Origin of the sequence: Burkholderia sp. BCC0044, from assembly GCF_902832955.1 — a bacterium.
Taxonomy (GTDB): Bacteria; Pseudomonadota; Gammaproteobacteria; order Burkholderiales; family Burkholderiaceae; genus Burkholderia.
The window spans coordinates 496,649-521,494 of the sequence record NZ_CADFDO010000001.1; the positions used below are offsets into that span (position 1 = coordinate 496,649).

Sequence of the window (24,846 nt, forward strand, 5' to 3'; positions counted from 1 at the left end):
GCCAGGGCGCTCAGCGGCGGGCGCGTGCCCAGACGAGCACCGGCTCGACCTCCCGGCCGCCGATCCGCACCGGCCCGGCGGTGCCGAGTTGCAGCCGGTCGCCGTCCAGGCTGACGACACGCTGCTGGACGTTGCCGATCCAGTTCGGATACAGGCTGACGTCCATTTCATGGGTCAACGTGCCGTCGTCGTCGACGTTGAAGGGGCCGGAATACGCGATATAGCCGTGCGCCGCGGCCGCGCGCTCCTCGACGCTGCCGCCCTGCAGGTCGCCGTCCGCGTAGGGCGGGCGGCCGGCCGCCATCAGCTGCGCGGACATGTAGCCGTCGGGCGTGTAGAGGATCCAGCCGCGCGCGTCGCGGCCGAGCGGATAGGTGACGGTGCTCCCGTCGCGCGGGCGGATTTCGTAGGACACGAGGCGCCATGCGCCGACGAGTTGTTCGCGAAGCTGGCTGGCGAGCATGCGGGATTCCGGTAAGACGGCGGTGGAGCGCGTGCCGTCGTGTTGACGGGCCGGCGGGCGGCGGGCCTGAGGCCGGGAATACGCCGCCGGGGCGGTGCGGTCGGCAGTTTCTCCGACACCTGCTAAAATACACGGTTTTCCGTCGATTTCTCTCTTACGGGACCTGCCGTGCTTTCTACTGCCAACATCACGATGCAATTCGGGCCGAAGCCCTTGTTCGAGAATATCTCGGTCAAATTCGGCGAGGGCAACCGCTATGGTCTGATCGGCGCGAACGGCTGTGGCAAGTCGACCTTCATGAAGATCCTCGGCGGCGACCTCGAGCCGAGCGCCGGCAACGTCGCGCTGGAGCCGAACGTCCGTCTCGGCAAGCTGCGCCAGGACCAGTTCGCGTACGAAGACGTGCGCGTGCTCGACGTCGTGATGATGGGCCACACCGAGATGTGGGCCGCGATGACCGAGCGTGACGCGATCTACGCGAACCCGGACGCCACCGACGACGACTACATGCACGCGGCCGAACTCGAAGGCAAGTTCGCCGAATACGGCGGCTACGACGCCGAGGCGCGCGCGGGCGCGCTGCTGCTGGGCATCGGCATCGAGGAGAAGTTCCACACCGGCACGATGGCCGACGTCGCGCCGGGCTGGAAGCTGCGCGTGCTGCTCGCGCAGGCGCTGTTCTCGAAGCCGGACGTGCTGCTGCTCGACGAACCGACCAACAACCTCGACATCAACTCGATCCGTTGGCTCGAGCAGACGCTCAACGAGTACAACTCGACGATGATCATCATCTCGCACGATCGTCACTTCCTGAACTCGGTGTGCACGCACATGGCCGACATGGACTTCGGCACGCTGAAGGTCTGGCCGGGCAACTACGACGACTACATGCTCGCATCGGCGCAGGCGCGCGAGCGCCAGGCCGCGGCGAATACGCGTGCGAAGGAGCGCGTGGCCGAACTGCAGGACTTCGTGCGCCGCTTCTCGGCGAACAAGTCGAAGGCGCGCCAGGCAACCAGCCGCGCGAAGCAGATCGACAAGATCAAGATCGAGGAATTCAAGCCGTCGTCGCGCCAGAACCCGTTCATCCGCTTCGAGTTCGAGAAGAAGCTGCACAACGTCGCGGTGGTCGCCGAAGAGATCACGAAGAAGTACGAGCGCACGATCTTCCAGAACTTCAACCTGTCGGTGCAGCCGGGCGAGCGCATCGCGATCATCGGCGAGAACGGCGCGGGCAAGACGACGCTGCTGCGCTCGCTGCTCGGCGCGCTGCCGCTCGATCACGGCACGGTGAAGTGGTCCGAGAACGCGAACGTCGGCTACATGCCGCAGGACACGTACGAGGAATTCCCGAACGACATCACGCTGATGGACTGGATCGACCAGTACCGCAAGGACGGCGACGACGAAACGATGGTGCGCGGTACGCTGGGCCGCCTGCTGTTCTCGTCGGACGACATCAAGAAGTCGGTGAAGGTGCTGTCGGGCGGCGAGAAGGGCCGCATGATCTGGGGCAAGCTGATGCTCGGCCGCCACAACGTGCTGCTGATGGACGAGCCGACCAACCACATGGACATGGAATCGATCGAGTCGCTGCAGATCGCGCTCGAGCAGTTCGAAGGCACGCTGATTTTCGTGTCGCACGACCGCGAGTTCGTGAGCGGGCTGGCGAACCGGATCATCGAAGTGAAGACGGACGGGACGCTGTTCGACTTTGGCGGGAATTATGAGGAGTTCCTGACGAGTCAGGGGCAGGAGTAAGTGCCCTGAGGTTTCCTCCGGCCGTGAGTCCAGCTTGGGCCTCCCCGCACGGAGCGAACCGCCAGAAGCGCGACAGGCCCGCATCGACAGCAATGTCGATGCGGGCTTTTTCATATCCGATGCGGTGAAACCCGACCGCATCGCGCATTCCAGTTTCCTCTGCTTAATCGACTTCAGGTAAATTACCCACCGAACGTCACCCATCATTCCCCATTTCGCCCGGAGCCGCCTTCGATGCAGGACCATCCTCTGCCGCTCGACCTGTCCGGCCTTGCGCCCAGCCTGTACGCGCAGGGCACCGAGGAAGGCATCCTGTCGCGTCTGATGGAGCGGATCGCGCCGACCAACCGCTTCTGCGTTGACATCGGCGCGAGCGATGGCCTGCGCAACAGCAACACCGCGCGATTGCTGCGCGAACAGGATTGGGCCGGCGTACTCGTGGAAGGCAGTGCGTACCGATTCGGCAAGCTCGCCGCCCACTACGCGGGCGTGGAGTGCGTCCGTCTGCATCACGATCGCGTCCAGCCCGATACGGTCGATTACCTGCTCGCCGATGCGAACGTACCGACCGACTTCGACCTGCTGTCGATCGACATCGACGGTAACGACTACTGGGTGTGGCGCGGCCTGCAAGCGTTCAAGCCGCGCATCGTCGTGATCGAATACAACCCGTACTACACGCCGCCCGAGCGCTGGGTCATGTGCTTCAACCCGGACCACGAATGGGACGGCTCGACCTATTACGGCGCGAGCCTCGAATCGCTCGTGCACCTCGGTCGCGAGAAAGGCTATGAACTCGTCTGCTGCGACGACATGGGCAACAACGCATTCTTCGTGCGGCGCGACCTGTACCCGCTGCTCGGCATCGCGAACAACGATCCGTCGGTGTTGTTCCGGCCGGCGATGTACAAGCTGCGCTACGTGGGACACAACACGTTCCTGACCGGTCATCCGTATCGGCACGGGCCGGCCGAGCACATCTGAATGGATTCGCTCGCCGTCACGTTCGACGAAATTCGCGATGCCTACGGGCTCGATCGCGGCGGGCCGCCGACACAGGTCAGCGAGCGGGTGTGGCATCTGCCGACCAGCAGCGGCGCGGGCGTGGCGGTCAAACTCTATGCACTCGAACACCATACGCGCGCAGTCAAGGAAGCCGCCGTCCTAGCGCATCTGGAAACGCATGGCGATACCCGTTTCCATGTGCAGACGCTCGAGCGCACGACGTCCGGCGCATCGCTGTGGTCAGGGCAGCATTCGCATGCGATGCTGACGCGTTGGGAAGCCGGGCAATTCAAAACCTACGATACGTTCTCGTCAACCGAATGGGATGCGCTCGGCGCGAGTCTGGCCGCGTTGCACGTGAGCCTTGAACAACTGCATCTGCTGTCGCTCGATACGATCCGCGCGCGGCTGACCTCGATCGATGCGGATGCGGTGCGCCGCAACCTGCTGGATGCACTCGATCGAGCCGATGCGAACGCCGCCGCTGCCGCGAACCTGCGCCGCTACGTCGATCTCGCGCTGCGTATGCTCGACCGCTACTATCCGGGCAGCATCGATGCGTTCCCGGCCGACGATCCGCAGCACCCGATCCACAACGACTACAACCAGTTCAACTATCTGTTCACGGGCACGCTGCCGCCGTTGATCGTCGACTGGGAAGCGTCGATCGGCGCGCCGCGCGAATACGAGCTGGTGCGATGCCTGAATCATCTGCCGCTGGAAGCGCCGCACCTCGCACAAGCGTTCGTGCGTGCATATCATCGAGTGCGGCCCGTGAACCCTGCACACATAGCGTGGGCAGTCGATGCCGCCTGCTTGCAGCACGCGCTCAAGCTGTGGATCGTGCAGGGCTGGCTCGACAATCCATCGCGTTTCGCGTCGCACCTGAACGGCGCGGTGACGATGACGTCGGCGATGGTGAACGCGCGTGACCGTCTAATAGATTTCTTTTCGCGTTGCGTGGAAACAGGAAGCTGATGTGAGTGCGAATCCGAACGAGATCCCGAATCCGCCGCGCGCCGGCGAGCGGCAGCACGTGTTTCCGCCGCCGCTGGATCGCGATTACCGCGTCGAGGACGGGCGCGTCCAGACGCGCTCGCTGGAAGCGCATATCGTCGATCACTGCAACCTGACCTGCGCGGAATGCTGCTCGCTGTCGCCGCTGTTGCCCGAGTGGTATGCGAGCCCCGAATCGATCGAGGCCGATCTGCGCAAGGCCGCGAAGGTGTTGCGCCCGCGCATGTTCAAGCTGGTCGGCGGCGAACCGTTGCTGCATCCGGCGCTCGTCGAACTCGTCGAGCGCGTGCGCGGCACCGGTATCGCGCCCGTGATCTCGGTCACGACGAACGGCCTGAAACTCGGCGAGATGCCCGACGCGTTCTGGCAAGCGGTGGATGCGCTGACGATCTCGCGGTATCCGAAGCCGGCGCTTTCCGCCGACCTGGTCGCGCATGTCGAGCGCCAGGCCGCGCGTTTCGACGTGCGGCTGAACTGGAAGGTGCAGAACGTGTTCACGACGATGAACCGCGCGCAGCCCGGCACGGATCGCGACGAAGCCCAGCGCCTGTATCACGATTGCTGGATTCGCGAGCGCTGCCATATGATTCGCGACGGCATGTTCTACACGTGCACGCGTCCCGCGCATTTTCATACGCTGTACAAGGGCGAGAAGGACTTTCAGGCGGACGGCCTGGCGCTGCGCGACGACGCGGGCATGCTCGACGCGATGCTCGCCTATCTGCAACGCGAGACGCCGCTCGAAGCGTGCCTGCATTGTCAGGGCGGCAGCGCGCCGGTGGCGCCGCATCGCATCCTGAAACGCATTGAAGTGGACACCTTGAAGGCTCGTTATCCATGATCGTCGGCACGCGCGACCTGTTCGGTTTCGATCGTCTTCATTACCATCCGCGCAGCGGCGTGTCGGCGTCCGGCATCCGCGCCGTATTGCGCGCGTCGGGGCAACCGGCCGGCGCGCTGGACCCGGCCGCCATCGCGGGCTACCTGAGCGGCGAGCGCCTCATCGGCCGCACCGTGCTGCGCGACGTGCTCGCGGTGCCGCCCGGCCATGCGCTGATCCGGTCGCCGCAAGGGCTGACGGTGCAGCCGGCGCCCGAGCGGCCGCAGCATGCCGATCTCGATACCGTGCTGCGCGCGTCGCTGCAACGCGCGCTCGACAGCGGCAAGCGCGTCGCGCTGGCGCTGAGCGGCGGGCTCGATTCGGCGCTGCTGCTCGCATTGCTGCGCGAGCTCGGCGCGCTGCGGCACGTGACGGCTTACATCCTCGCGACCGACATGCCCGATTATTGCGAACGCGACGCGGCGCTCGAACTCGCCGCGCAGATGCAGGCGAACGTGAAGATCGTGCGGGCGAACGAGGCCGATTTCATCGCGGCGCTGCCGAGAACGACGTATGCGGTCGAGGAGCCGATGTTCAACCTGCATCCGGTCGCGAAGCTGCTGCTGGCCGACGCGATGGCGGCGGACGGCGTCGAAGTGGCGATCACCGGCGACGGCGCCGATCAGGTATTGCGCCGCGACCGGTCGGCCAACTATCTGCCGCTGTGCCACGCGTTGTTCGACGCCGCGTCGGTCGACCTGCATCCGCCGTTCGTCGACGATGCCGTCGTCGCGCATCTGACCAGTATCGCGCCCGATCCGAACAAGCAGTGCCTGCGCGATCTCGGTGCGCGCCTGAACCTGCCGGCGCGTCTCGTGCACGGCCCCAAGCGCGGGCGGCTCGCGCCGGCGATGGATCTCGCGACACTGCTCGATCGCGACCGCACGCGTGCACTGGCCGATACGCTCGGTCTCGCCACGCCCGCGTTGCAGACGGATACCGAACGCGTGCTGTGGACGACGCTGACACTGATCCTCGATCATCTCGATCGCCTTCATCCCGATGCCGCGCATCGCCCGACCTGAGCCGTTCATGAAACGCATCCTGTTCTGCGTGGTGCCCGAGAAGGGCCACGTCAATCCGTGCATCGGCCCGGCCCAGCATCTGCGCGCGACCGGCTGCGACGTTGCGTTCTATGCGCCGGCCGACATCAGCGCCCAGCTCGACGGCGCCGGCGATTTCGCGTTCGTCGGGCCGCGCGAGACGCCGGAGCGCCACGACCTGTCGCGCGGCGCGAGCTTCGCCGCGAACATTCGCGACGCCGACTGGCTGCGGCACTGGATCCGCACGCTGCTGATCGACCTCGCGCCCGCGCAGGTGGACGGCATCCGCGCGGTGCTGCGCGAATGGCAGCCCGACGTGGTCGTGATCGACCCGCTGCTCTATGCCGCGGCGATTGCGGCCGAGCTGGAAGGGCTGCCGTGGGTGTCGATGTCGAATTCGCTGAACCCGGTGCTGCCGGACGATCTCGATTCGGAACTGCTGCGCACGGTGCGATGGCTCGAACCGGAACGTGCGCGCCTGTTCGCGCGCTACGGCCTCGACGCACGCTTTCGCGGTTGCGACGTGCTGTCGCCGCACCTGACGCTCGCGTTCACGACCGACGCGCTGGTCGGCGCGCCGCCGCCCGGCGTGGAACTGGTCGGCCCGGCGATGCCATCAGGCCCGCGCGGCGACGAGACGGCGTTCCCGTGGGAGCGCGTCGACGCGGATCGTCCGCTCGTCTACATGTCGCTCGGCAGCCAGCTTTACTATCACCCAGAGGTGTTCGCGAAGGTCATCGACGCGACGCGCGCGACTTCCGCGCAACTGGTGCTGTCGGTGGGCGAACTGGTCGATTCGGATCTGCTGCCGGCCGGCGACGAACGCGTGATCGCGGTGCGGTACGCGCCGCAACTGGCGCTGCTGCGGCGCACGCACGCGTTCGTGAGCCACGGCGGCGCGAATTCGGTGATGGAATCGCTCGCCTGCGGCGTGCCGATGCTGCTGTCGCCGTTCTGCAACGACCAGTTCCATTCGGCGCACTTCGTCGAGCGGGCCGGCGCGGGCTGCGTGCTCGATCTGCAGCAGGCCGGCGTCGCGGCCATTACCGATGCGCTCGAACGCCTGTTGCGCGCCGGATCGTTGCGCGAGCACGCGGCGCGGATCCGCGACAGCTATGCCGCGCGCGACGGCTCCGCGCAAGCCGCCCGCCTGATCAGCGCACTCGCTTCAGGAAGCCGCCTGGCGACAGCGTCATGAGCACGCGGTCCTCGATGTCGTGGTCGATTTCGAACCGGTCGTCGCGGGCGAGAAATTCGCGCGTGGCCGTGGCCGGGTTGTTGCCGCGGCCGTACGGCTTGCCGTCGAACATCGACTCGGGCAGATACTCCATGATGGTATCCATCACGATCGCGTAGCTGCCGGGCGTCACGAGCGCCGCATAGCATTCGAGTTCGCGCAGCACGTGCGCGTGCGTATGCGTGAGATCGAGGATCGCCATCACGCGCGCGCCGTCGTCGATCTGCGCGCGCACCGATGCGAGCGTGTCGGTCGCGCACGATTCGCCTTCGATCAGCACCATGCGATGGGCGAGCTGGTGCGACTGAAGGCGCTGGCGGACCTCGTCACGCAGGCGCGGTTCGATCGCGACGACGCGACCTTCGTTGCCTGCCAGCTCCAGCATCGACGCGGTGAAAACGACGCCGCCGCCGGCCGCGATGCCGGTCTGGACGATGCAGTCGGGGCGCTCGCGCCAGATCAGTTCCTGGAGCGCGAGCATGTCGCCGGGCAGATGGAAGAAGCGCTCGCCGAGCCAGCGGGTCTGGAACAGATGGCCGAATTCGGCGGCGCGCGTCAGCCATTCGATGTTGATGTCCCGCATGCGGGCCGAAGGACGCTCTGACATGGTCGATGCAACGAGTAGGAGTGACGTGAAAACGCTGGAACCGTGGCTTCACCGGTACTGGAACATCGCGCCGGCGCGCCTGCACGCGCTGGCGTCGGGCCATACTAACAAAACGTATCTCGTCGAGTGCGATGCGGCGCGCACGGTGCTGCGCGTATCGTGGGCCGGCAAGCCGGTCGCGCAGATGCAGCGCGAGGCGTCGATACTCGGCCATCTCGGCGACGCGCGCACGGCGCCGCGGCTGCCCGCGCTGCCGCGGCTGCGGCCGACCGTCGATGCACAGATCGGCGTGCAGACGCCGGACGGAAGCTGGCTGCATCTGTTCGAGCATATCGACGGCCGTCCCGGCTTGCCGGACGACGCGCACGCGGGGGCGACCGATGCGATGCACACGCTCGCGCATCTGCATGCGGCGCTGGCCGCGATACCCGCCAGCGAAGCGACGCCGCTCGCGTGGCTGTCCGCACGTCATGCGCGCGTCGCGGCGCGCGCGATGCCGTCGCTGCCGGCTGACCTGCGTGACGATTACGACACGGCGATCCTGCGGATCGGCGCGCATCTCGACGCGGCGTCGTCGTGGCTCACGGGGCCGGTGCATTGGCTGCACGGCGACTATCACGCAGGCAACCTGCTGTATGTCGGCAACGCGGTGACCGGCGTGCTGGATTTCGACGACGTGGGGCAGGGGGCGCAATGGCTCGAAGCGGCCTTTGCGTCGTTCGCGCTGTCGCACGATGCCGGCCGGGACGAGCGCTTCGTGTTCGACCGTGAGCAATGGACGGCTTGCCTGCAGGCTTACGCGACGACGCGGCCCGACGCAGCGCCACAGTGGCTGCGCGACAACCACGACGCGCTGACGGCGCTGTTCTGCGCGGACCAGACGCTGATCCATCTCGAAGCCGCGCAGCGCGGGCTGTGGATGCCGGGGCCCGGCATCGGATTCCTCGGCGGCTGGCGCCAGTTGCTCGACGGGCAGGTGCCCGCGGGTTAGCCGGCCGTCGCGTCAGCGCTGCCGGTTCAGGAACAGCCGCACGGCTTCGACCGTGTTGGGCCGCGCGTCGCCGTGCCGCGATCCGTCGTGCAGGCAGAACAGCACGTCGCGATGCTGCGCCGCGCACGCGTCGACATGCGCGCACATCGCGTCGAACAGCGCGTGAGGCGATGGCGCTGGCCGCTGCCAGTCGTCCAGTATCGCGGTCCAGCCCGTGTGTTCGCGTTGCAGGCGTGCGAGCATGGCGGCGCGATCGTCCTGCGGCATCAACCCGTACGGAAGACGCAGCGGGATCGTGTGCGGCACCGGAACGCCGGCGCGGCGGTAGACGTCGCGGATCAGCGCATCGGTCGTGTCGATCTCGTCGATCAGTGCGGCATCCGCGAGTACACCCGGCCTCGCATGCGAATGGGTGTGATTGCCGAGCCGGTGGCCTTCGCGCGCGATTCTCGTCGCGACGTCGAGCGCGCCCGCGAGGTGCTTGCCGAGCACGAAGAAGGTCGCCGAGCACGAGGCGTCGCGCAACACGTCGAGCAGCGCAGGCGTCGACGGGCCGGGGCCGTCGTCGAAACTGAGGTGAATGGATGTCATGGGTCGCCCGGGCCGCTCACTGAACCGGCTCGATGGCCAGCGGGCACGCGCCGACCGGACGCAGCCGGGTGCCGGTCCATTCGTAGAAGAAGCGGGCCGCCTTCGCGTTGCCGGCGTCGCAATCGTCGTTGAAGCAGCCGGCGACGATCAGCAGCCTGCTGCCGGCACGGAAGTCGACGCGTTCGTCGTCGTTGCCCATCACGCCCGAGACGGCCTTCACGCCGGGCATCGTGTACGTCGCACCCGTGTATTTGTCGACGATCGCGAAATTCCGGCAATCCGTTCCGCAACCCCAGATCGCGACGCGGTAGTGACCGGCAAAATTGGCCGGTTGCGCGAATTCGTCACGAATGATGGTGCGATACAGGCGCGCTTCGTTGCTCGTAAGCCGAGGCGCGGCAGCCGGTTTGCGCGGCGCGTGGGCAGCGGCTGGGGCCGGATAGCGGTCGAACGGAGGCGATGCGCAGGTCGTGACCGTGGCTGCAGGTGCTGCGTCGACCGCACCGGCGGCACCGGCGCCGGCCAGCAGCGCAGCCGATGCGCCGGCGATCAGCAGAAATCGATGGGCGAGCGCCACGCGAGTGTCCTTCATGTTCGAGATTGATGCCGGGCCGCAGCGGCCAAAACGGCTGGCGACGACGATTCTATGACGCTTCGCGCGGGCCGGCGACCCGGAATGGCGATCGCGTGCGCGTGCCGAGCCCGCGATGCCGCGCGCAATCTCCCGTCAAGCATTGTCAAATCGCCGCGATATCACGATGCCTGACGTTTCGTGCGGGCCCCGAGGGCTGTCATGCCCCGGTCGATTGCGTATCCTTGAATGCGATTCGCGGTACTCACGCAGTCACAACCGGGAGGTTTTACATGAATGCACGTCTATACCGCGCGACCGTTGCCGGCGCGCTGATCGGATTGCTCGCGCCGTTTTCGGTCGCCCATGCGCAGCTGGGCGACGTCCTGAAGCAGGTCGGCGGTGGCGGCGATTCAGGCGGCAGCGCGGGCGGGGCGCTCGGCAACCTCGGCGGCCTCGGCGGTGCGCTGACGGGCGGCGGCGGGGCGTCGCTGACGTCGGGCAGCACCGGCAACGTCGCGGGCCTGCTGCAGTTCTGCATCCAGAACAACTATCTCGGCGGCGCAACCGGTGGCGGCGCATCGTCGGTGAAGGACGCGCTGATCGGCAAGCTCGGCGGCAACGCGTCCGCATCGTCCGACAGCGGCTATACGAGCGGCGCGAGCGGGATCCTCGACGCAGGCAACGGCAGCAAGCTCGACCTGAGCGGCGGCGGGCTGAAGCAGCAGGTGACCAAGCAGGTCTGCGACAAGGTGCTGACGCAGGCCAAGTCGCTGCTGTAAACGCATCGGCACGCATCGGCACGCGTTGCGCGTGTCGGCACCGGGGCGGTGCGCATGCACCGTCCCCCGTCAATCACGCCGGACGTGACGTTCGTCGCGGCGAACAGCGCGTCGCGCCCCGGCGATGCCGCGACCCGCGCACGGGCGGCGCCCGTGCGGCTCAATCGGCCAGCCGCTTGTCGGCGAGCGCCTTGCAGCAGTCTTCGTACACCCATTGCACGAGTTTGGCCCGATAGTCGAGATCGTCGGTATCGACGATTTCCTCGACCGCGTCGCGCGCCCACGACGCGTCGACGAACCCCGCATGCCGCTTCGCGATGTCCTGCGCGAGCGCCGCGAGCCGGGCGACCGAGAGCCAGTCGGCCTGACGGTGATGGCGGTCGAGCCAGCGGTGCGCGGCCTGGACCTGGAACGCGGCGTCCGGCCATGATTCGTTCAGGTAAAACGCGCCGAGGTTGCCGCAGGTGAGCCAGCAAAGCAGCTCCAGGCGGTCTTGCGAGCCGAGGGTATGGGATGCGTCGGACATGGCAGCGCTCACGAAGTGCGTCGATTCCGGGCGGCGCCGGCCGCAATGGGCCGGTGCCGATAGTAAAAACATAGCACGATGCGGGCCCGGCCGCGCACCCGGGCGGATGCTGACGCGGCGGCGGCCACGCGAATACCGCACCGGCCACGCGCGCCGGGCGGCGGAGCACACACGCGAGGGCGCGCCGGCCCTTTCGGATGGCTGTCATTCGTCACACCAGCTACCGAAACGCTCGCTAGAATGTCGGCTTCCCTGGAGGCGGAAAGCGATGAAAATCTACGACCAGTTCTACATCGACGGCGCATGGCGCAAACCGGCCGGCACCGGCACGATCGACGTGATCGATTCGGGCACCGAAGCCGTGATCGGCCGGATTCCCGAGGGCGTCGCGTCCGACGCGCAGGACGCGATCCGCGCGGCGCGCGCGGCCTTCGATGCGTGGGCGGCCACGCCGGCCGCGACGCGCGCCGGCTACCTGCGCAAGATCGTCGAGCATCTGCAGGCGCGCAGCGAGGAACTCGCGCAGTCGATCACCGGCGAAGTCGGCATGCCGATCAAGCTGTCGCGCGCAATCCAGGTCGGCGGTCCGATCTACAACTGGAAGGCGTACGCGAAGCTCGCCGAATCGTTCGAATTCGAGGCGCGGGTCGGCAATTCGCTGGTGGTGCGCGAGCCGGTCGGCGTCGTCGCGGCGATCACGCCGTGGAACTACCCGCTCAACCAGATCACGCTGAAGGTCGCGCCGGCGCTCGCGGCCGGCTGCACGGTGGTGCTCAAGCCGTCGGAAGTCGCGCCGCTCAACGCGTTCATGCTCGCCGAAGCGATCCACGAGGCCGGGCTGCCGGCCGGCGTGTTCAACCTCGTGTGCGGGTACGGCCCGGTCGTCGGCGAGGTGCTGGCCACCGATCCGGACGTCGACATGGTGTCGTTCACCGGCTCGACGCGCGCGGGCAAGCGCGTGGCCGAGCTGGCGGCCGCGGGCGTGAAGCGCGTCGCGCTGGAGCTGGGCGGCAAGTCGGCGTCGGTGATCCTCGACGATGCCGATTTCGCGACGGCGGTGAAGGGCACGGTCAACGCGTGCTACCTGAACGCGGGTCAGACCTGCTCCGCGCATACGCGGATGCTGGTGCCGGAAGCCCGCTACGACGAAGCGCGCGAAATCGCGAAGGCCGCGGCCGAGGCGTACGTCGCCGGCGACCCGCGGCAGGACACGACGCGCCTCGGCGCGCTGGCGTCGGCCGCGCAGCAGCAGCGCGTGCAGGCGTACATCCAGCGCGGCATCGACGAAGGCGCGGAACTCGTGACGGGCGGCACCGGCTTGCCGGAAGGGCTCGCGAAGGGCTTCTTCGTGAAGCCGACCGTGTTCGGCCGCGTCGATCCGAAGGCGACGATCGCGCAGGAAGAGATCTTCGGGCCGGTGCTGTCGATCATCACGTATCGCGACGAAGACGAGGCCGTGCGGATCGCGAACGATTCGCCGTACGGGCTCGGCGGCGCGGTGTGGGCCGGCAGCGACGAACGCGCGATGCGCGTCGCGCGCCGTATCCGCACCGGGCAGGTCGACATCAACGGCGGCACGTGGAACGGCGCCGCGCCGTTCGGCGGCTTCAAGCAGTCGGGGTACGGCCGCGAGAACGGCGTGTACGGGCTCGACGAGTATCTCGAGTACAAGTCGATGCAGTTGAAGCCGGCGAAGCCGGCCTGAGCGTTTCCTCCCGCATGACCGCGCCACGGCACGCTCGCGTGCCGTTTTTTATTGACGGCCGTCAAGGTGCGCGGCGGTGGATCGTCGATCATCGCGATTCCGATGTTCCGACGAGGTTTCAGATGACCGTACGCACTTCCTTTCCGCCGCTGACGATCCGCGGCCGCACCTTGCTGCCTGTCGTGCAGGGCGGCATGGGCGTCGGCATCTCCGCGCACCGGCTGGCGGGCAGCGTCGCGCGCGAAGGCGCGGTCGGCACGATCGCGAGCATCGACCTGCGCCACCATCATGCGGACCTGCTCGCGCGTTGCCGCGCGCAACCCGATCGCGCGACGCTCGAGGCGGCGAACCTCGACGCGCTCGCGCGCGAGATCCGTCTCGCGAAAACGTACAGCGAAGGGCGCGGGATGATCGCGGTCAACGTGATGAAGGCGGTGAGCGCGCAGGCCGACTACGTGCGGGTCGCGTGCGACGAGGGCGCGGACGCGATCGTGATGGGCGCGGGCCTGCCGCTCGATCTGCCCGACCTCACGCAAGGACACGACATCGCGCTGATCCCGATCCTGTCGGACAGCCGCGGGATCGCGCTGGTGCTGAAGAAGTGGATGAAGAAGGGGCGCCTGCCCGATGCGATCGTGATCGAGCATCCGGCGCACGCGGGCGGGCACCTCGGCGTCACGCAGATCGACGACATGCACGACGCTCGTTTCGATTTCGCGCGCGTGCTCGACGAGACCGCGCAGGTGATGGTGTCGCTCGGTCTGGCCCGCGACGCGATTCCGCTGATCGTGGCGGGCGGAATCAACGGTCACGACGCGGTGCGCGCGGCGTTCGCGGCCGGCGCGAACGGCGTGCAGGTCGGGACGCCGTTCGCGGTCACCGAGGAAGGCGATGCGCATCCGCAGTTCAAGCGCGTGCTTGCCGATGCGACGCCCGACGACATCGTCGAATTCGTCAGCGTGACGGGGCTGCCCGCACGCGCGGTGAAGACGCCGTGGCTCGATCGTTACCTGCGCAACGAGGCGCGCATCCGCAACAAGCTCGGCGCATTCAAGCAGCGCTGCCCGACCGCGCTCGAATGCCTGAGCGTATGCGGGCTGCGCGACGGCATCGAGAAATTCGGCCACTTCTGCATCGACACGCGGCTCGCGGCCGCGCTGCGCGGCGACGTCGCGAACGGGCTGTTCTTCCGCGGCCGCGAAGCGTTGCCGTTCGGCCGCGCGATCCGCAGCGTGCGCGATCTGCTCGACCTGCTGCTGACGGGCAGTGCGACCGAACCTGCGGCAAACCGTCCCACGTTTACGCTGGCTTGACCAATATCAAGATGACGAAAAGACCCTACACGGAGAATGGAAACCATTCTTTGGGGGTCCGTACCATGCATAAAACGATTCGAACTTGTGTCACCGCAGCCGCCGTCATGGCCGGCGTCGTCGCGATGCCGTCGCTGTCGCACGCGGCGTCGCCGGGCGACGGCATCAACCAGGGCGACGTACTGGTCCGGCTGCGCGCGATCAGCATCCAGCCGAACGAGCGCGCGAGCGACACGCTCGGCGCGCTCAACGTCGGCGTGAACAACGCGATCGTGCCCGAGCTCGACTTCACGTACATGATCCGCGACTACCTCGGCGTCGAGCTGATCCTCGGCACGTCGCGGCATCAGCTGACGTCGAGCCTCGGCAATCTGGGCGGCGTGGGCGTGCTGCCGCCGACGCTGCTGCTGCAGTATCACTTCAACCATGCGGGCAAGGTGCGCCCGTACGTCGGCGCCGGGTTGAACTACACGTACTTCTACAACAACGGGCTCAACGTCGGCGGGCAGGGCGTGTCGATCGACAAGAGCAGCTTCGGTCCCGCGCTGCAGTTCGGCGTGGACGTGCAGTTGACGAAGAAGGTGTTCATGAACGTCGACGTGAAGAAGATCTGGATGAGCACCGATGCGACGCTCGGCGACAAGGGCATCGGCACGCTGCACATCGATCCGCTGATCGTCGGCGTGGGCGTCGGGATGAAGTTCTAGACGCGACGGAACAAGAACAGAGTTGGGGTTGGCGGCATGGCGGTCGGCATGCCGCTCTTTTTTTGCGCGGCGGATTTACAGCTTGTCGTACTGGAAGCGCATCGCGGTGCCTTCGCGCGTGATGCGTTCCCACACCGCGCGTTTTTCGTCGTCGCTCAGGAACACCCAGTTCGACACTTCGGCGGCCGTGCGGCCGCAGCCCTTGCAGACTTCGTCGAAGAGCGTCGAGCACACGCCGATGCAGGGGCTGTCGGGGAGGTCGTGAAGATTGGAGGCCATCGGGAGGGTTCGCGCAGTTGAATCGTCAGCCGCCATTTTAATGCATCGCGGCGGGCCGGCCGGACGCCGGCGCCGGCATGCTGTCCCGGCGCGGGAGCGGGGCAGTCAGGCCGCGCGTCGGGCGTCGGCGCCGAGCGGGCGCGCCCGGCATGCGAATGCAGGTTCGCCGCTGTCCGTTTTTCCCGGTGGACAGCCGCCGATTACCCGATAGAATTCCCCCGGAACGCCCCGCCGCGCGGGCGGCTCGACCGACCGGCGGCGGGAATCTGTTCCGTTTGCGCGACACCGGCATGATTTTTTTGTGACGGGGCGCGAATGATGGTAGTTTTCGGGGTTTTCGAGGGGCGGCGCGCCAGAATGCGCCGCCATGACGAGGCAGACGGCAGCCGGGCAACGCGTCCGGCCGAAGGGAGAACGGGATGAAAGCAAAGGTAGTGGGCCGGTTCGCAGCGCTCGCGCTGTGCGTGGGGGCGTCGGCGGCAGCGGCGAAGGATACGCAGCTCAATGTCTATAACTGGTCGGACTACATTGCGAAGGACACGATCCCGAACTTCGAGAAGCAGGCCGGTGTCAAGGTCCGCTACGACAACTACGACAGCGACGACACGCTGCAGGCGAAACTGCTGACGGGCAGCTCGGGCTACGACATCGTCGTGCCGACCAGCAACTACGCGGGCAAGCAGATCGCCGCCGGCATCTTCGCGCCGCTCGACAAGTCGAAGCTGCCGAACCTCAAGTACCTCGATCCGCAACTGATGGCGCTCGTCGCCGGCGCGGACCGGGGCAACAAGTACTCGGTGCCCTGGGCGTACGGTACGACCGGCCTCGCATACAACCTGACGAAGGCGCAGCAGGCGCTCGGCAAGGTGCCGCTCGACAACTGGGACATCCTGTTCAAGCCGGAAAACCTCTCGAAGCTGAAGACTTGCGGCGTGTCGGTGCTCGACGCGCCCGACCAGATGTTCGCGGCGACGCTGCACTACATCGGCAAGGATCCGATGAGCACGAACCCGGCCGACTACAAGGCCGCGATGGACGTGCTGAAGAAGATCCGCCCGTACATCACGCAATTCAACTCGTCGGGCTACATCAACGACCTGGTCGGCGGCGACATCTGCTTCGCGTTCGGCTGGTCGGGCGACGTCGTGATCGCGAAGCATCGCGCGATCGAGGCGAAGAAGCCGTACAAGGTCGAGTACTACATTCCGAAGGGCGGCGCGCCGGTGTGGTTCGACGTGATGGCGATCCCGAAGGATGCGAAGAACAAGGATGCCGCGCTGCAGTGGATCAACTACATCGAGGATCCGAAGGTGCACGCGGCGATCACGAACGCGGTGTACTACCCGAGCGCGAACGCCGAGGCACGCAAGTACGTGCGGCCCGACGTCGCGAACGACCCGGCCGTCTACCCGCCGGCCGACGTCGTGAAGACGCTGTTCCTGCTCAAGCCGCTGCCGCCTGAAATCCAGCGTCTGCAGACGCGTCTGTGGACCGAGCTGAAGTCGGGCCGCTGACGCGAGCCGAAGTGAATCAGCAGTCATGAAGCCCCTGGTGCCCCCGGGGGCTTTGTTCGTCTAACGCAGGAGAGAAGCAGCACATCATGAATAGCCAGTCGGGCGCGCCGGTCGCGGGCGCGCCGTTCTCCGTTTCCTCCTCCGGCGCCGATGCGCGCGCCGAGAACTTTGTCCAGATCGTCGACGTCGTCAAGAAATTCGGCGACACCGAAGCCGTGCGCAGCGTCAACCTGACCGTGCGCCAGGGCGAGCTGTTCGCGCTGCTCGGCAGCTCGGGCTGCGGCAAGTCGACGTTGCTGCGGATGCTCGCGGGCCTCGAGACGGTCACGTCGGGCAAGATCCTGATCGACGGCGAGGACCTCGCGCAGATGCCGCCGTACAAGCGGCCCGTGAACATGATGTTTCAGTCGTATGCGCTGTTCCCGCACATGTCGGTCGAGTCGAACGTCGCGTTCGGGCTCAAGCAGGAAGGCACGCCGAAGGCCGAGCTGAAGGCACGCGTCGCGTCCGCGCTCGAACTCGTGCAGATGAGCAAGTATGCGAAGCGCAAGCCGCATCAGCTCTCCGGCGGCCAGCAGCAGCGTGTCGCACTGGCCCGCTCGCTGGTCAAGCGCCCGAAGCTGCTGCTGCTCGACGAGCCGATGTCCGCGCTCGACAAGCAGATCCGCCAGCGCACGCAGATCGAGCTCGTCAACATCCTGAAGCAGGTCGGCGTCACCTGCATCATGGTCACGCACGACCAGGAAGAGGCGATGACGATGGCGAACCGCCTCGCGGTGATGAGCGAAGGCCAGATCGTGCAGATCGGCTCGCCGAACGAAGTGTACGAATACCCGAACAGCCGCTTCTCGGCCGAATTCATCGGCTCGACGAACCTGTTCGACGGCGTGACGGTCGAGGACGAACCCGATCACGTGTTCATCGAATCGCCGGAACTGCCGAGCCGGCTGTACGTGAGCCACGGGATCTCGGGCCCGCTCGGGATGCCGGTCACGGTGTCGGTGCGCCCCGAGCGGATCGCGCTCACGCGCAAGCCGCCCGAAGGCGCGTTCAACTGGGCGCGCGGCCGGATCAGCAACGTCGCGTACATGGGCGGCTATTCGCTGTATCACGTGAAGCTCGACGGGGGCAAGACGGTGATCGCGAACGTGTCGAGCCTCGCGATTTCCGAACTCGACACGCCGGCGCTCGGCGACGAGATCTACGTGCGCTGGAGCGCGACCGCCGGCGTGGTGCTGACGTCATGAACGCGTTCAAGTCCCTGCTCGAGTGGCCGGTGCGGCGCTTCAACCTGACGGGCGCCACCGCGGTCGTGGCCGGCCCGTTCACGTGGCTCGTGCTGTTCTTCCTCGTGCCGTTCGTGCTGGTCGTGAAGATCAGCTTCGCGGAGCTGCAGCTCGGCATCCCGCCGTATACGGAGCTCGCGTCGTACGCGGACGGCGTCGTGCACGTCGCGCTGAACCTGTCGCACTACGCGTTCCTGTTCACGGACAGCCTGTATTTCGCGACCTACGTGAACTCGGTGTGGGTCGCCGCGATCACGACGCTGCTGTGCCTGCTGCTCGGCTATCCGATGGCGTACTACATCGCGCGCTCGAACCCGGCCACCCGCAACCTGCTGATGATGGGCGTGATGCTGCCGTTCTGGACGTCGTTCCTGATCCGCGTGTACGCATGGATCGGGATCCTGAAGAACAACGGGCTGCTGAACAACTTCCTGATGTGGATCGGGCTCACCCATACGCCGATCGAGCTGTACCGCACCAACTACGCGGTGTACATCGGGATGGTGTATTCGTACCTGCCGTTCCTCGTGATGCCGCTCTACGCGCACCTCGTGAAGATGGACCTGCGCCTGCTCGAAGCCGCGTACGACCTCGGCGCGAAGCCGTGGAAGGCGTTCGTGCAGATCACGCTGCCGCTGTCGAAGAACGGGATCATCGCGGGCTGCCTGCTGGTGTTCATCCCGGCGGTCGGCGAGTACGTGATTCCGGAGCTGCTCGGCGGCGCGAATACGCTGATGATCGGCCGCGTGATGTGGAATGAGTTCTTCAACAACGCGGACTGGCCGATGGCGTCTGCCGTGACCTGCGCGATGGTGCTGCTGCTGCTCGTGCCGATGGCGATGTTCCAGCACTTCCAGGCGAAGGAACAGGGAGGCCGTCGATGAAGCCGAATCGTTTCCTGCAATTCGCGGCGCTGTTCGTCGGCTTCGCGTTCCTGTACATCCCGATCATCAGCCTGATCGTCTATTCGTTCAACGAGTCGAAGCTCGTCACCGTGTGGTCGGGCTTCTCGTTCCGCTGGTACACGGCGCTCGTCGAGGACGACGAGCTGCTGACGGCCGCGTGGCTGTCGCTGAAGATCGGCGTGCTGACTGCGTTCGCGTCGGTGTTCATCGGCACGTGGGCCGGCTTCGTGCTCGCGCGGATGGGCCGCTTTCGCGGCTTCGCGCTGTTCAGCGGGATGATCAACGCGCCGCTCGTGATTCCCGAGGTGATCCAGGGGATCTCGCTGCTGCTGCTGTTCATCGAGCTCGCGAAGTGGATCGGCTGGCCGGCCGAGCGCGGCGTGTTCACGATCTGGCTCGGCCACGTGATGCTGTGCATCTCGTACGTCGCGATCATCGTGCAGTCGCGCGTGCGCGAGCTGAACCCGTCGCTGGAAGAAGCCGCGCTCGATCTCGGCGCGACGCCGCTGAAGGTGTTCTTCACGATCACGCTGCCGCTGATCTCGCAGGCGCTGGTCGCGGGCTGGCTGCTGTCGTTCACGCTGTCGATCGACGATCTGGTGCTGTCGGCGTTCCTGTCGGGCCCCGGCTCGACGACGCTGCCGCTCGTCGTGTTCTCGCGCGTGCGCCTCGGGCTGAACCCGGAGATGAACGCGCTCGCGACGCTGTTCATCATCGCGGTGACGGCCGGCGTCGTGATCGCGAACTTCGTGATGCTGCGTCAGGAGCGCAAGCGGATGGCGGGGTTCGCCGCCTGACGCGCATCGACCGGCGTAAGAAAAAACGCCCGGCCCGGACGATCAGTCGGGCCGGGCGTTTTTTTGCGCGCAGGCAGCCGATCAATGCGCGAAACGCTTACCCGGCGTCATCCAGACTGCCGTGGCGGCCGTGCACGACTGGAGGCTAACCGAGCCGCCGGCGTCGCGCACACGTCGCCCGTGCTGATGAGCGCGACTACCATCAGCGTCGTCGTGACGACGCCATGCATCGACACGAGCACGATTCGGCGCTCAATCAGACATTCATACAAATACGATAAATCCTAAATTGCATAAGCCAATTAGTAAAAATCTAATTCCTTAATGGAGCGTGATTCTATTCATGGATAGATGGAAATAATCATCTCAATAATTGCACGGGACTTCATGACGCGGTAAAAGAACGGCTTCATTCCTCGCACGAGTCATCGATGAAGAACGCACAGGGCCGCGACATGGTTCGCCTGGGAGACGCCACCGATCATGGCGGCATCGTCATCGAAGCCGCCAGTGATCTCAAGCATCTCGGCATTGGCGTGGCACTGGACGGACACGGCGTGACCTGCCCGACATGCGGCGGCGTCTTTCCGCTGCTGGCAAGCGGCCCGCGCACGCACCGTGGCCGCCGGGTCGGATATCTGGGCGACAAGACCGCGTGCGGCGCCACGGTCGTCGGTGCATGACGCAAGAGGTTCAAAATCATGTCGATCCTGAACCAAGCCCGTACGCTGTCCATCTCCGGTGCAGCATTACCCACTTACGGGATGGACGCGCTCCCGGTATTTGTTCCGGTGCGATTGCAAGGCACCGAAACAATCGGTCGTATTGAAGCATGCCGTTATCTCGTGACGCTGCGCACCGACGATGCTTACGCGTTTTCTCCGAGCGCCACAGCCAATCTCGATCTGGATAAAGTAGTCGGCACCGAAGCTACCGTTTCCATTCAACTCGACGGCAAAGGCCGTTTCATTCCCGGTTTGGCGGGCAATGACGGACTCGGCAATATCGGCGCCGGCACGCGCGAAATCACGGGGCTGGTCGAAGCGGCACGGATTGTCGGCCCGGACCAAGATTCGATCCTGTACGAACTCGAATTGCGCCCGTGGCTCTATCGCGCGACGCTGACGCAAGACAGTCGACTCTTTCAGGAGATGAACGTCGTCGAGATCACCGATGCGGTGCTGTCGACGTATCCGTACACGGTCGACAAGCGTCTGGCGGGCGCATTCCGCGGGGGGTATCCGAAACGCGACGTACAGCGTCAGGCATTCGAGTCGGACTGGGCGTTCCTGCAACGACTGTGGGAAGAATGGGGCATCTGGTGGTGGTTCGAGCACGATGACGGCCATCACCGTCTGGTCTTGTGCGACACGATCGGCGGCCATCACCCCCACGGTCCTGCCTATGAGACGCTGCGCTACCTGCCGCCGGACGGCAAGCACATTGACGAAGAGCACATTCATGCGCTGTCGGTAACCAGCCGACTCACGGCCGGCCGCGTGACCGTGACGGACTATGACTACACGCGCCCGCGCGCGAAGCTGGCGGTAACCGAGGAAAACCCGCGCGACACGGCGAGCGCCGACGCGGAAATCTATGCATGGGGCGACTACAGCCAGCCGCTGGCGGGCGCACAAGGTCTCGCGGGCCAGCCCAACGATACGGATCTGGAAGCGCGCCACCTCGCTCGCGTACAGCTTGACGCACAACACTGTACGGGGCTGCGCGTCAAGGGAGCAGGAAACCTGCGCGGGCTGACTGTCGGTCGCACGTTCACCTTGACCGGATACCCGCGGCAATCCGCGAACCGTGAATATGTGGTCGTGTCCTGCGCGCTCGACATCGAGGAAATCGGTGGTCGGACAGGCGTCGCACAAACGTTCCGTGTCGACACGCAATTCGAACTGTTGCCGGCGAACGAGCCGTTCCGCCTGAAGCGCAGTGTCGACAAGCCCGTGTTGAGCGGCCCCGAAAAGGCCGTCGTGGTCGGCCCCGTCGGACAGGAGATCTGGACGGATCAATACGGTCGGGTCAAGGTGCAATTCGAATGGGACCGTCAAGGCCCGCACGACGAGCGCTCGGGAATCTGGCTGCGCGTGTTGTCACCATGGCAAGGCACCGACATGGGCGCGACGTTCATCCCCCGGGTCGGCCATGAGGTTGCCGTCATGCACTACTACGGCGATCCGGATTTGCCGGTCATTGCGGGCAGCCTCGTGAATGCGTTCCGTCAGCCGGCGCTGGACCTGCCACACAATCAGGGCGTGTCGATACTGCGCGGCCGCGAGCACCAAGGCACGGCATCCGGTCACGTCGCAATCGACGACACGCAGGGGCAAATCCAGACGCAGATTGCGAGCGATGCCGGCACATCGCAGCTCAGTCTCGGCAACCTGCGGCGCATGCTGAAAAAGAAGGGGCGTGCCGAGGCGCGCGGCAAGGGCTTCGATCTGTGTACCGACGATTGGGGCGTGATGCGGGCGTTGAAAGGCCTGTTCGTCACGACAGATGGTCAACCGGGCGGCGCGGGCCACGCGAAAGACGCGAAGGAGGCCATCGGCCGGCTGACTCGCGCGCGAGAGCTGCAAGAGAGTTTGTCCGGGCTGGCGCAACGGCACGACGCGCAACGACACGGCGCTGACCAGAGCGAGGTCGTCAAGGCGATCAACGCGCGCAACGATGCGATCAAGGGCAATCCATCGGGGGATCCGGACCACTTTCCCGAACTCACCGAAGCCGACATCGTGCTGGCCGGACCAGCGGGCATCAGTCTGGCCGCCGAGCGAGGTGTTCATATTGCGAGCGGTGAGGATGTGGCCGTGACGAGCGGCCGGCATGTCGGGATTGCCGTTGGGCGTTCGCTGTTCGCCAGCGTAGTGAACACGTTCGCGCTGTTCGTGCACAAGGCAGGTATGGCGCTGGTCGCCGCTGGCGGCAAGGTACGTATCGAAGCGCAGACCGACGGGATTGATCTGACAGCCAAGCGGGCGATCCGGATCACGAGCACGACGGACAGCATTCATCTGCACGCGGCGGAGGAAATCGTGTTGCACGCCGGCAGTACCGAGGTGCGCATCAGCGAACGAGGTTACGTGGTGCGCACAGCGGGCGAGCATACGGTCTATGCCGGTAGTCATCAGACCGACGGCCCGGCATCGGTCACGAAGCCATTTCCGGGGATGCCCGGTGCTGATTTCGAAGAGTTCTACACGCTGTGTGATCGAACGGGTAAGACACTGCCCGCCTGCGCGTATCGGTTGACCTGTCCCGATGGGCGCGTGATCGAAGGACACACCGATGCGGCGGGCCGCACGGCAACGGCTTATGCCGAATCGGCCGAGGCGGTGCATTGCGAGGCGTTGTCCGACGACGAGGACGATTTCGTGCGAGCGCGGTATTGGGACGAGGACGCGGAATACACGCTCGATTTCGCGAGCATCAGTGCAACAGGAGTGAGTCAGTCGTGACAAGTACACCACCCCCACGTAAGCGCGCGCCGAGTGTTCCGAAGGCCGGCAAGGGCAGCCAGACCAAACGGCCGGATGCGGCCGGCACTGTGTTGCCTGTCGAAAACCCGATGGACCTTTGGTATCTGTGCCAGAAAGCGGGTTTTGCGGAGCGGTTCCCGATGCGTGATGCGCGCGGGCGCGCGCTATGTCAGCGGCAAGTGTCTCGATGGGTGCACCATGACTGCAAGGGCAATCGATGGAAATGGCCGTATTGGGGCGAGGTCGGCTTCAATATGCTGCCCGGTGGCGGGCGACCGCCCGAGGCGATCATGAGTCGCAGCGAACCGTTCCGGCCATCGACCATGCCGCTGTCGCGCTACGAGATCATTCGGCGGCGCGTGGCGTTTCAGGCGGGCATCGATGAGGGCGTGTTGCCCTGGGTGTTGATCGGTTTGGTCGAGCCACTGGTGACGACTGAATACCTTGAGAACAACCTGTCGCCCGACGAGGTGCGTGAAGCGTACCGGTTGGTGCGCTCGGCCGGTACAGGATGGGACTGGACGGCGCTGGATCGGCCGACGATACCGGGATTGCTGCGCATTCCGGACGTGATCCGTCTGCGCGACTACAAGGGACGCACGGGCTCGGCCCGCTTTGCTGCCGACAACATCGCCTACCTGATCGAGATCAAGTTCGAGGGGGATGCGCTAACCCCGGAACAGGAGCGAGCCTATTACAAAATCATAAACGGAGACATCAATAGATTCCGTCTCCTTGAAACGAAGGCTTGCAAGGTGCCGCGCCGCCGCCGTCGAGAATGGCTGGAAAAGGCACGCAATGCGGAGCCGGTATTTCGAGCGGTCGAAGGCAGTGTGACGTCGCCGGAGCGGCTGAAAGAGTTTCATGCGCAACTGCCTCAGGCGGCGATGCTACTGCACGACATGGAGGCCGAGCAGCAAGCGGTACGACGGCTATTCGGAGGCGCTCGCCGGATTGACGAGCGGCGGTACTTTGCGGAATTGCGCACCTATGATTCGCAGCGTGCCGCGCGCGAGGAGGTGGAACGGCAACGGTTGCGGGAGCAACTGACGCTGATTCTCGGCGCGCCGTTGGCCGGGGCTGCTGCTGGTGTAGCGCTTGCCGGTGCGGGCGCATTTGCCGGTGCTGCCGGCGAATTGGGCGGCGCGGTGGAGTTGGTCGGACGCGGGGCACAGACACTGGCGCGCTTTCCGATCGAGAAGGTCGCCGTGACGGCGGCTGCCGCCAATGCAGCCATCTATAACGCAGCAGCACAAACGTCGCCCGAAGGTACCGGCGAGGTGGCCGGAATGACGCAGGACACGCTGCGTATGCTGGACATGTTGAATCGCAACCAGACTGTGCGCGTGTTGTATCTGTCGGATTAAGGGGAAAGAGC

The 24,846-nt window shown here is 65.8% G+C and carries 24 protein-coding genes; 18 read left to right on the forward strand and 6 right to left on the reverse strand.

All coding sequences use genetic code 11. The features are described from left to right. Positions 1–10: 10 nt before the first annotated feature. On the reverse strand, positions 11–463 hold the full coding sequence (locus tag HWX14_RS02245; protein ID WP_175881366.1) for a lipocalin-like domain-containing protein: 453 nt from the start codon (positions 461–463) through the stop codon (positions 11–13). Between the two features lie 168 nt (positions 464–631). On the opposite strand from HWX14_RS02245, the gene HWX14_RS02250 reads away from it, so the two are divergent. From HWX14_RS02250 to HWX14_RS02275, 6 genes are all read left to right on the forward strand, one after another. Then, entirely contained in the window at positions 632–2,224 is a 1,593-nt protein-coding gene (locus HWX14_RS02250) for an ABC-F family ATPase (RefSeq protein WP_175881367.1), read from the forward strand. Positions 2,225–2,458: 234 nt separating this feature from the next. Beyond that, a complete protein-coding gene (locus tag HWX14_RS02255; protein ID WP_175881368.1) occupies positions 2,459–3,208 on the forward strand; it encodes an FkbM family methyltransferase in 750 nt (249 codons plus the stop codon). Beyond that, the gene (locus HWX14_RS02260) at positions 3,209–4,207 is read left to right on the forward strand and encodes a phosphotransferase (protein WP_175881369.1); all 999 of its coding nucleotides are present in this window, start codon (positions 3,209–3,211) and stop codon (positions 4,205–4,207) included. A 1-nt stretch (position 4,208) separates the two neighbouring features. Continuing rightward, positions 4,209–5,087 carry a 4Fe-4S cluster-binding domain-containing protein gene (locus HWX14_RS02265; protein ID WP_175881370.1) on the forward strand — a complete coding sequence of 293 codons (879 nt, stop codon included), beginning with the start codon at positions 4,209–4,211 and terminating at the stop codon, positions 5,085–5,087. Then, positions 5,084–6,151, forward strand: a complete 1,068-nt coding sequence (locus tag HWX14_RS02270; RefSeq protein ID WP_175881371.1) for an asparagine synthase-related protein — start codon at positions 5,084–5,086, stop codon at positions 6,149–6,151. The genes HWX14_RS02265 and HWX14_RS02270 overlap by 4 nt, the downstream gene beginning before the upstream one ends. A gap of 7 nt (positions 6,152–6,158) precedes the next feature. Beyond that, positions 6,159–7,367 (forward strand): glycosyltransferase, encoded by a 1,209-nt coding sequence (locus tag HWX14_RS02275; RefSeq protein WP_175881372.1) that lies wholly within the window; start codon positions 6,159–6,161, stop codon positions 7,365–7,367. Here HWX14_RS02275 and HWX14_RS02280 read toward each other — a convergent pair. After that, complete coding sequence (locus HWX14_RS02280; protein WP_175881373.1) at positions 7,324–8,013, reverse strand: CmcI family methyltransferase; 690 nt, start codon at positions 8,011–8,013, stop codon at positions 7,324–7,326. The genes HWX14_RS02275 and HWX14_RS02280 overlap by 44 nt on opposite strands. Before the next feature lie 25 nt (positions 8,014–8,038). Between HWX14_RS02280 and HWX14_RS02285 the strand changes: the two genes are divergently transcribed. After that, positions 8,039–9,004, forward strand: coding sequence for a phosphotransferase (locus HWX14_RS02285; RefSeq protein ID WP_244130156.1), 966 nt, complete (start codon positions 8,039–8,041; stop codon positions 9,002–9,004). A 12-nt stretch (positions 9,005–9,016) separates the two neighbouring features. Here HWX14_RS02285 and HWX14_RS02290 read toward each other — a convergent pair whose 3' ends face one another. Then, positions 9,017–9,595: a polysaccharide deacetylase family protein gene (locus tag HWX14_RS02290; protein ID WP_175881375.1), complete on the reverse strand. Its 579-nt coding sequence runs from the start codon at positions 9,593–9,595 to the stop codon at positions 9,017–9,019. 16 nt (positions 9,596–9,611) lie between these two features. Then, positions 9,612–10,172, reverse strand: a complete 561-nt coding sequence (locus HWX14_RS02295; protein ID WP_175882331.1) for a hypothetical protein — start codon at positions 10,170–10,172, stop codon at positions 9,612–9,614. 287 nt (positions 10,173–10,459) lie between these two features. On the opposite strand from HWX14_RS02295, the gene HWX14_RS02300 reads away from it, so the two are divergent. Continuing rightward, on the forward strand, positions 10,460–10,948 hold the full coding sequence (locus HWX14_RS02300; RefSeq protein WP_175881376.1) for a DUF2501 domain-containing protein: 489 nt from the start codon (positions 10,460–10,462) through the stop codon (positions 10,946–10,948). A gap of 160 nt (positions 10,949–11,108) precedes the next feature. On the opposite strand, the gene HWX14_RS02305 is transcribed toward HWX14_RS02300, so the two are convergent. Beyond that, complete coding sequence (locus tag HWX14_RS02305) at positions 11,109–11,474, reverse strand: hypothetical protein (RefSeq protein WP_006488152.1); 366 nt, start codon at positions 11,472–11,474, stop codon at positions 11,109–11,111. A gap of 268 nt (positions 11,475–11,742) precedes the next feature. Here HWX14_RS02305 and HWX14_RS02310 point away from each other — a divergent pair, with 268 nt between their 5' ends. The 3 genes from HWX14_RS02310 (at position 11,743) to HWX14_RS02320 (ending at position 15,199) form a co-directional block, all read left to right on the forward strand. Continuing rightward, the gene (locus tag HWX14_RS02310; protein WP_175881377.1) at positions 11,743–13,179 is read left to right on the forward strand and encodes an aldehyde dehydrogenase family protein; all 1,437 of its coding nucleotides are present in this window, start codon (positions 11,743–11,745) and stop codon (positions 13,177–13,179) included. 122 nt (positions 13,180–13,301) lie between these two features. After that, the gene (locus tag HWX14_RS02315) at positions 13,302–14,492 is read left to right on the forward strand and encodes a nitronate monooxygenase family protein (protein ID WP_175881378.1); all 1,191 of its coding nucleotides are present in this window, start codon (positions 13,302–13,304) and stop codon (positions 14,490–14,492) included. A gap of 65 nt (positions 14,493–14,557) precedes the next feature. Next, positions 14,558–15,199 (forward strand): OmpW family outer membrane protein, encoded by a 642-nt coding sequence (locus tag HWX14_RS02320; RefSeq protein ID WP_175881379.1) that lies wholly within the window; start codon positions 14,558–14,560, stop codon positions 15,197–15,199. Positions 15,200–15,274: 75 nt separating this feature from the next. On the opposite strand, the gene HWX14_RS02325 is transcribed toward HWX14_RS02320, so the two are convergent. Then, positions 15,275–15,478, reverse strand: a complete 204-nt coding sequence (locus HWX14_RS02325) for a DUF1289 domain-containing protein (protein ID WP_006493160.1) — start codon at positions 15,476–15,478, stop codon at positions 15,275–15,277. A gap of 419 nt (positions 15,479–15,897) precedes the next feature. Here HWX14_RS02325 and HWX14_RS02330 point away from each other — a divergent pair, with 419 nt between their 5' ends. The 7 genes from HWX14_RS02330 (at position 15,898) to HWX14_RS02360 (ending at position 24,835) form a co-directional block, all read left to right on the forward strand. Continuing rightward, positions 15,898–16,992: a polyamine ABC transporter substrate-binding protein gene (locus HWX14_RS02330; RefSeq protein WP_175881380.1), complete on the forward strand. Its 1,095-nt coding sequence runs from the start codon at positions 15,898–15,900 to the stop codon at positions 16,990–16,992. An 86-nt stretch (positions 16,993–17,078) separates the two neighbouring features. Then, positions 17,079–18,239, forward strand: a complete 1,161-nt coding sequence (gene potA / locus HWX14_RS02335; protein ID WP_175881381.1) for a polyamine ABC transporter ATP-binding protein — start codon at positions 17,079–17,081, stop codon at positions 18,237–18,239. Then, the gene (locus HWX14_RS02340) at positions 18,236–19,162 is read left to right on the forward strand and encodes an ABC transporter permease subunit (RefSeq protein WP_050015507.1); all 927 of its coding nucleotides are present in this window, start codon (positions 18,236–18,238) and stop codon (positions 19,160–19,162) included. The genes potA and HWX14_RS02340 overlap by 4 nt, the downstream gene beginning before the upstream one ends. Then, positions 19,159–19,980, forward strand: coding sequence for an ABC transporter permease subunit (locus HWX14_RS02345; protein ID WP_175881382.1), 822 nt, complete (start codon positions 19,159–19,161; stop codon positions 19,978–19,980). The genes HWX14_RS02340 and HWX14_RS02345 overlap by 4 nt, the downstream gene beginning before the upstream one ends. A 431-nt stretch (positions 19,981–20,411) precedes the next feature. Then, positions 20,412–20,663 (forward strand): PAAR domain-containing protein, encoded by a 252-nt coding sequence (locus HWX14_RS02350; RefSeq protein ID WP_175881383.1) that lies wholly within the window; start codon positions 20,412–20,414, stop codon positions 20,661–20,663. An 18-nt stretch (positions 20,664–20,681) separates the two neighbouring features. Beyond that, entirely contained in the window at positions 20,682–23,447 is a 2,766-nt protein-coding gene (tssI, locus tag HWX14_RS02355; RefSeq protein WP_175881384.1) for a type VI secretion system Vgr family protein, read from the forward strand. Continuing rightward, positions 23,444–24,835 (forward strand): hypothetical protein, encoded by a 1,392-nt coding sequence (locus HWX14_RS02360; protein WP_175881385.1) that lies wholly within the window; start codon positions 23,444–23,446, stop codon positions 24,833–24,835. The genes tssI and HWX14_RS02360 overlap by 4 nt, the downstream gene beginning before the upstream one ends. The last annotated feature ends 11 nt before the right edge of the window (positions 24,836–24,846 follow it).

Excerpts from the sequence above, each read along its gene's own strand:
- HWX14_RS02245 (WP_175881366.1), bottom strand. The coding sequence starts at position 463 with ATGCTCGCCAGCCAGCTTCGCGAACAACTCGTCGGCGCATGGCGCCTC.
- HWX14_RS02255 (WP_175881368.1), top strand. The coding sequence starts at position 2,459 with ATGCAGGACCATCCTCTGCCGCTCGACCTGTCCGGCCTTGCGCCCAGC.
- HWX14_RS02260 (WP_175881369.1), top strand. The coding sequence starts at position 3,209 with ATGGATTCGCTCGCCGTCACGTTCGACGAAATTCGCGATGCCTACGGG.
- HWX14_RS02270 (WP_175881371.1), top strand. The coding sequence starts at position 5,084 with ATGATCGTCGGCACGCGCGACCTGTTCGGTTTCGATCGTCTTCATTAC.
- HWX14_RS02275 (WP_175881372.1), top strand. The coding sequence starts at position 6,159 with ATGAAACGCATCCTGTTCTGCGTGGTGCCCGAGAAGGGCCACGTCAAT.
- HWX14_RS02280 (WP_175881373.1), bottom strand. The coding sequence starts at position 8,013 with ATGTCAGAGCGTCCTTCGGCCCGCATGCGGGACATCAACATCGAATGG.
- HWX14_RS02290 (WP_175881375.1), bottom strand. The coding sequence starts at position 9,595 with ATGACATCCATTCACCTCAGTTTCGACGACGGCCCCGGCCCGTCGACG.
- HWX14_RS02300 (WP_175881376.1), top strand. The coding sequence starts at position 10,460 with ATGAATGCACGTCTATACCGCGCGACCGTTGCCGGCGCGCTGATCGGA.
- HWX14_RS02305 (WP_006488152.1), bottom strand. The coding sequence starts at position 11,474 with ATGTCCGACGCATCCCATACCCTCGGCTCGCAAGACCGCCTGGAGCTG.
- HWX14_RS02310 (WP_175881377.1), top strand. The coding sequence starts at position 11,743 with ATGAAAATCTACGACCAGTTCTACATCGACGGCGCATGGCGCAAACCG.
- HWX14_RS02315 (WP_175881378.1), top strand. The coding sequence starts at position 13,302 with ATGACCGTACGCACTTCCTTTCCGCCGCTGACGATCCGCGGCCGCACC.
- HWX14_RS02320 (WP_175881379.1), top strand. The coding sequence starts at position 14,558 with ATGCATAAAACGATTCGAACTTGTGTCACCGCAGCCGCCGTCATGGCC.
- HWX14_RS02325 (WP_006493160.1), bottom strand. The coding sequence starts at position 15,478 with ATGGCCTCCAATCTTCACGACCTCCCCGACAGCCCCTGCATCGGCGTG.
- HWX14_RS02330 (WP_175881380.1), top strand. The coding sequence starts at position 15,898 with ATGAAAGCAAAGGTAGTGGGCCGGTTCGCAGCGCTCGCGCTGTGCGTG.
- potA (WP_175881381.1), top strand. The coding sequence starts at position 17,079 with ATGAATAGCCAGTCGGGCGCGCCGGTCGCGGGCGCGCCGTTCTCCGTT.
- HWX14_RS02340 (WP_050015507.1), top strand. The coding sequence starts at position 18,236 with ATGAACGCGTTCAAGTCCCTGCTCGAGTGGCCGGTGCGGCGCTTCAAC.
- HWX14_RS02345 (WP_175881382.1), top strand. The coding sequence starts at position 19,159 with ATGAAGCCGAATCGTTTCCTGCAATTCGCGGCGCTGTTCGTCGGCTTC.
- HWX14_RS02350 (WP_175881383.1), top strand. The coding sequence starts at position 20,412 with ATGAAGAACGCACAGGGCCGCGACATGGTTCGCCTGGGAGACGCCACC.
- tssI (WP_175881384.1), top strand. The coding sequence starts at position 20,682 with ATGTCGATCCTGAACCAAGCCCGTACGCTGTCCATCTCCGGTGCAGCA.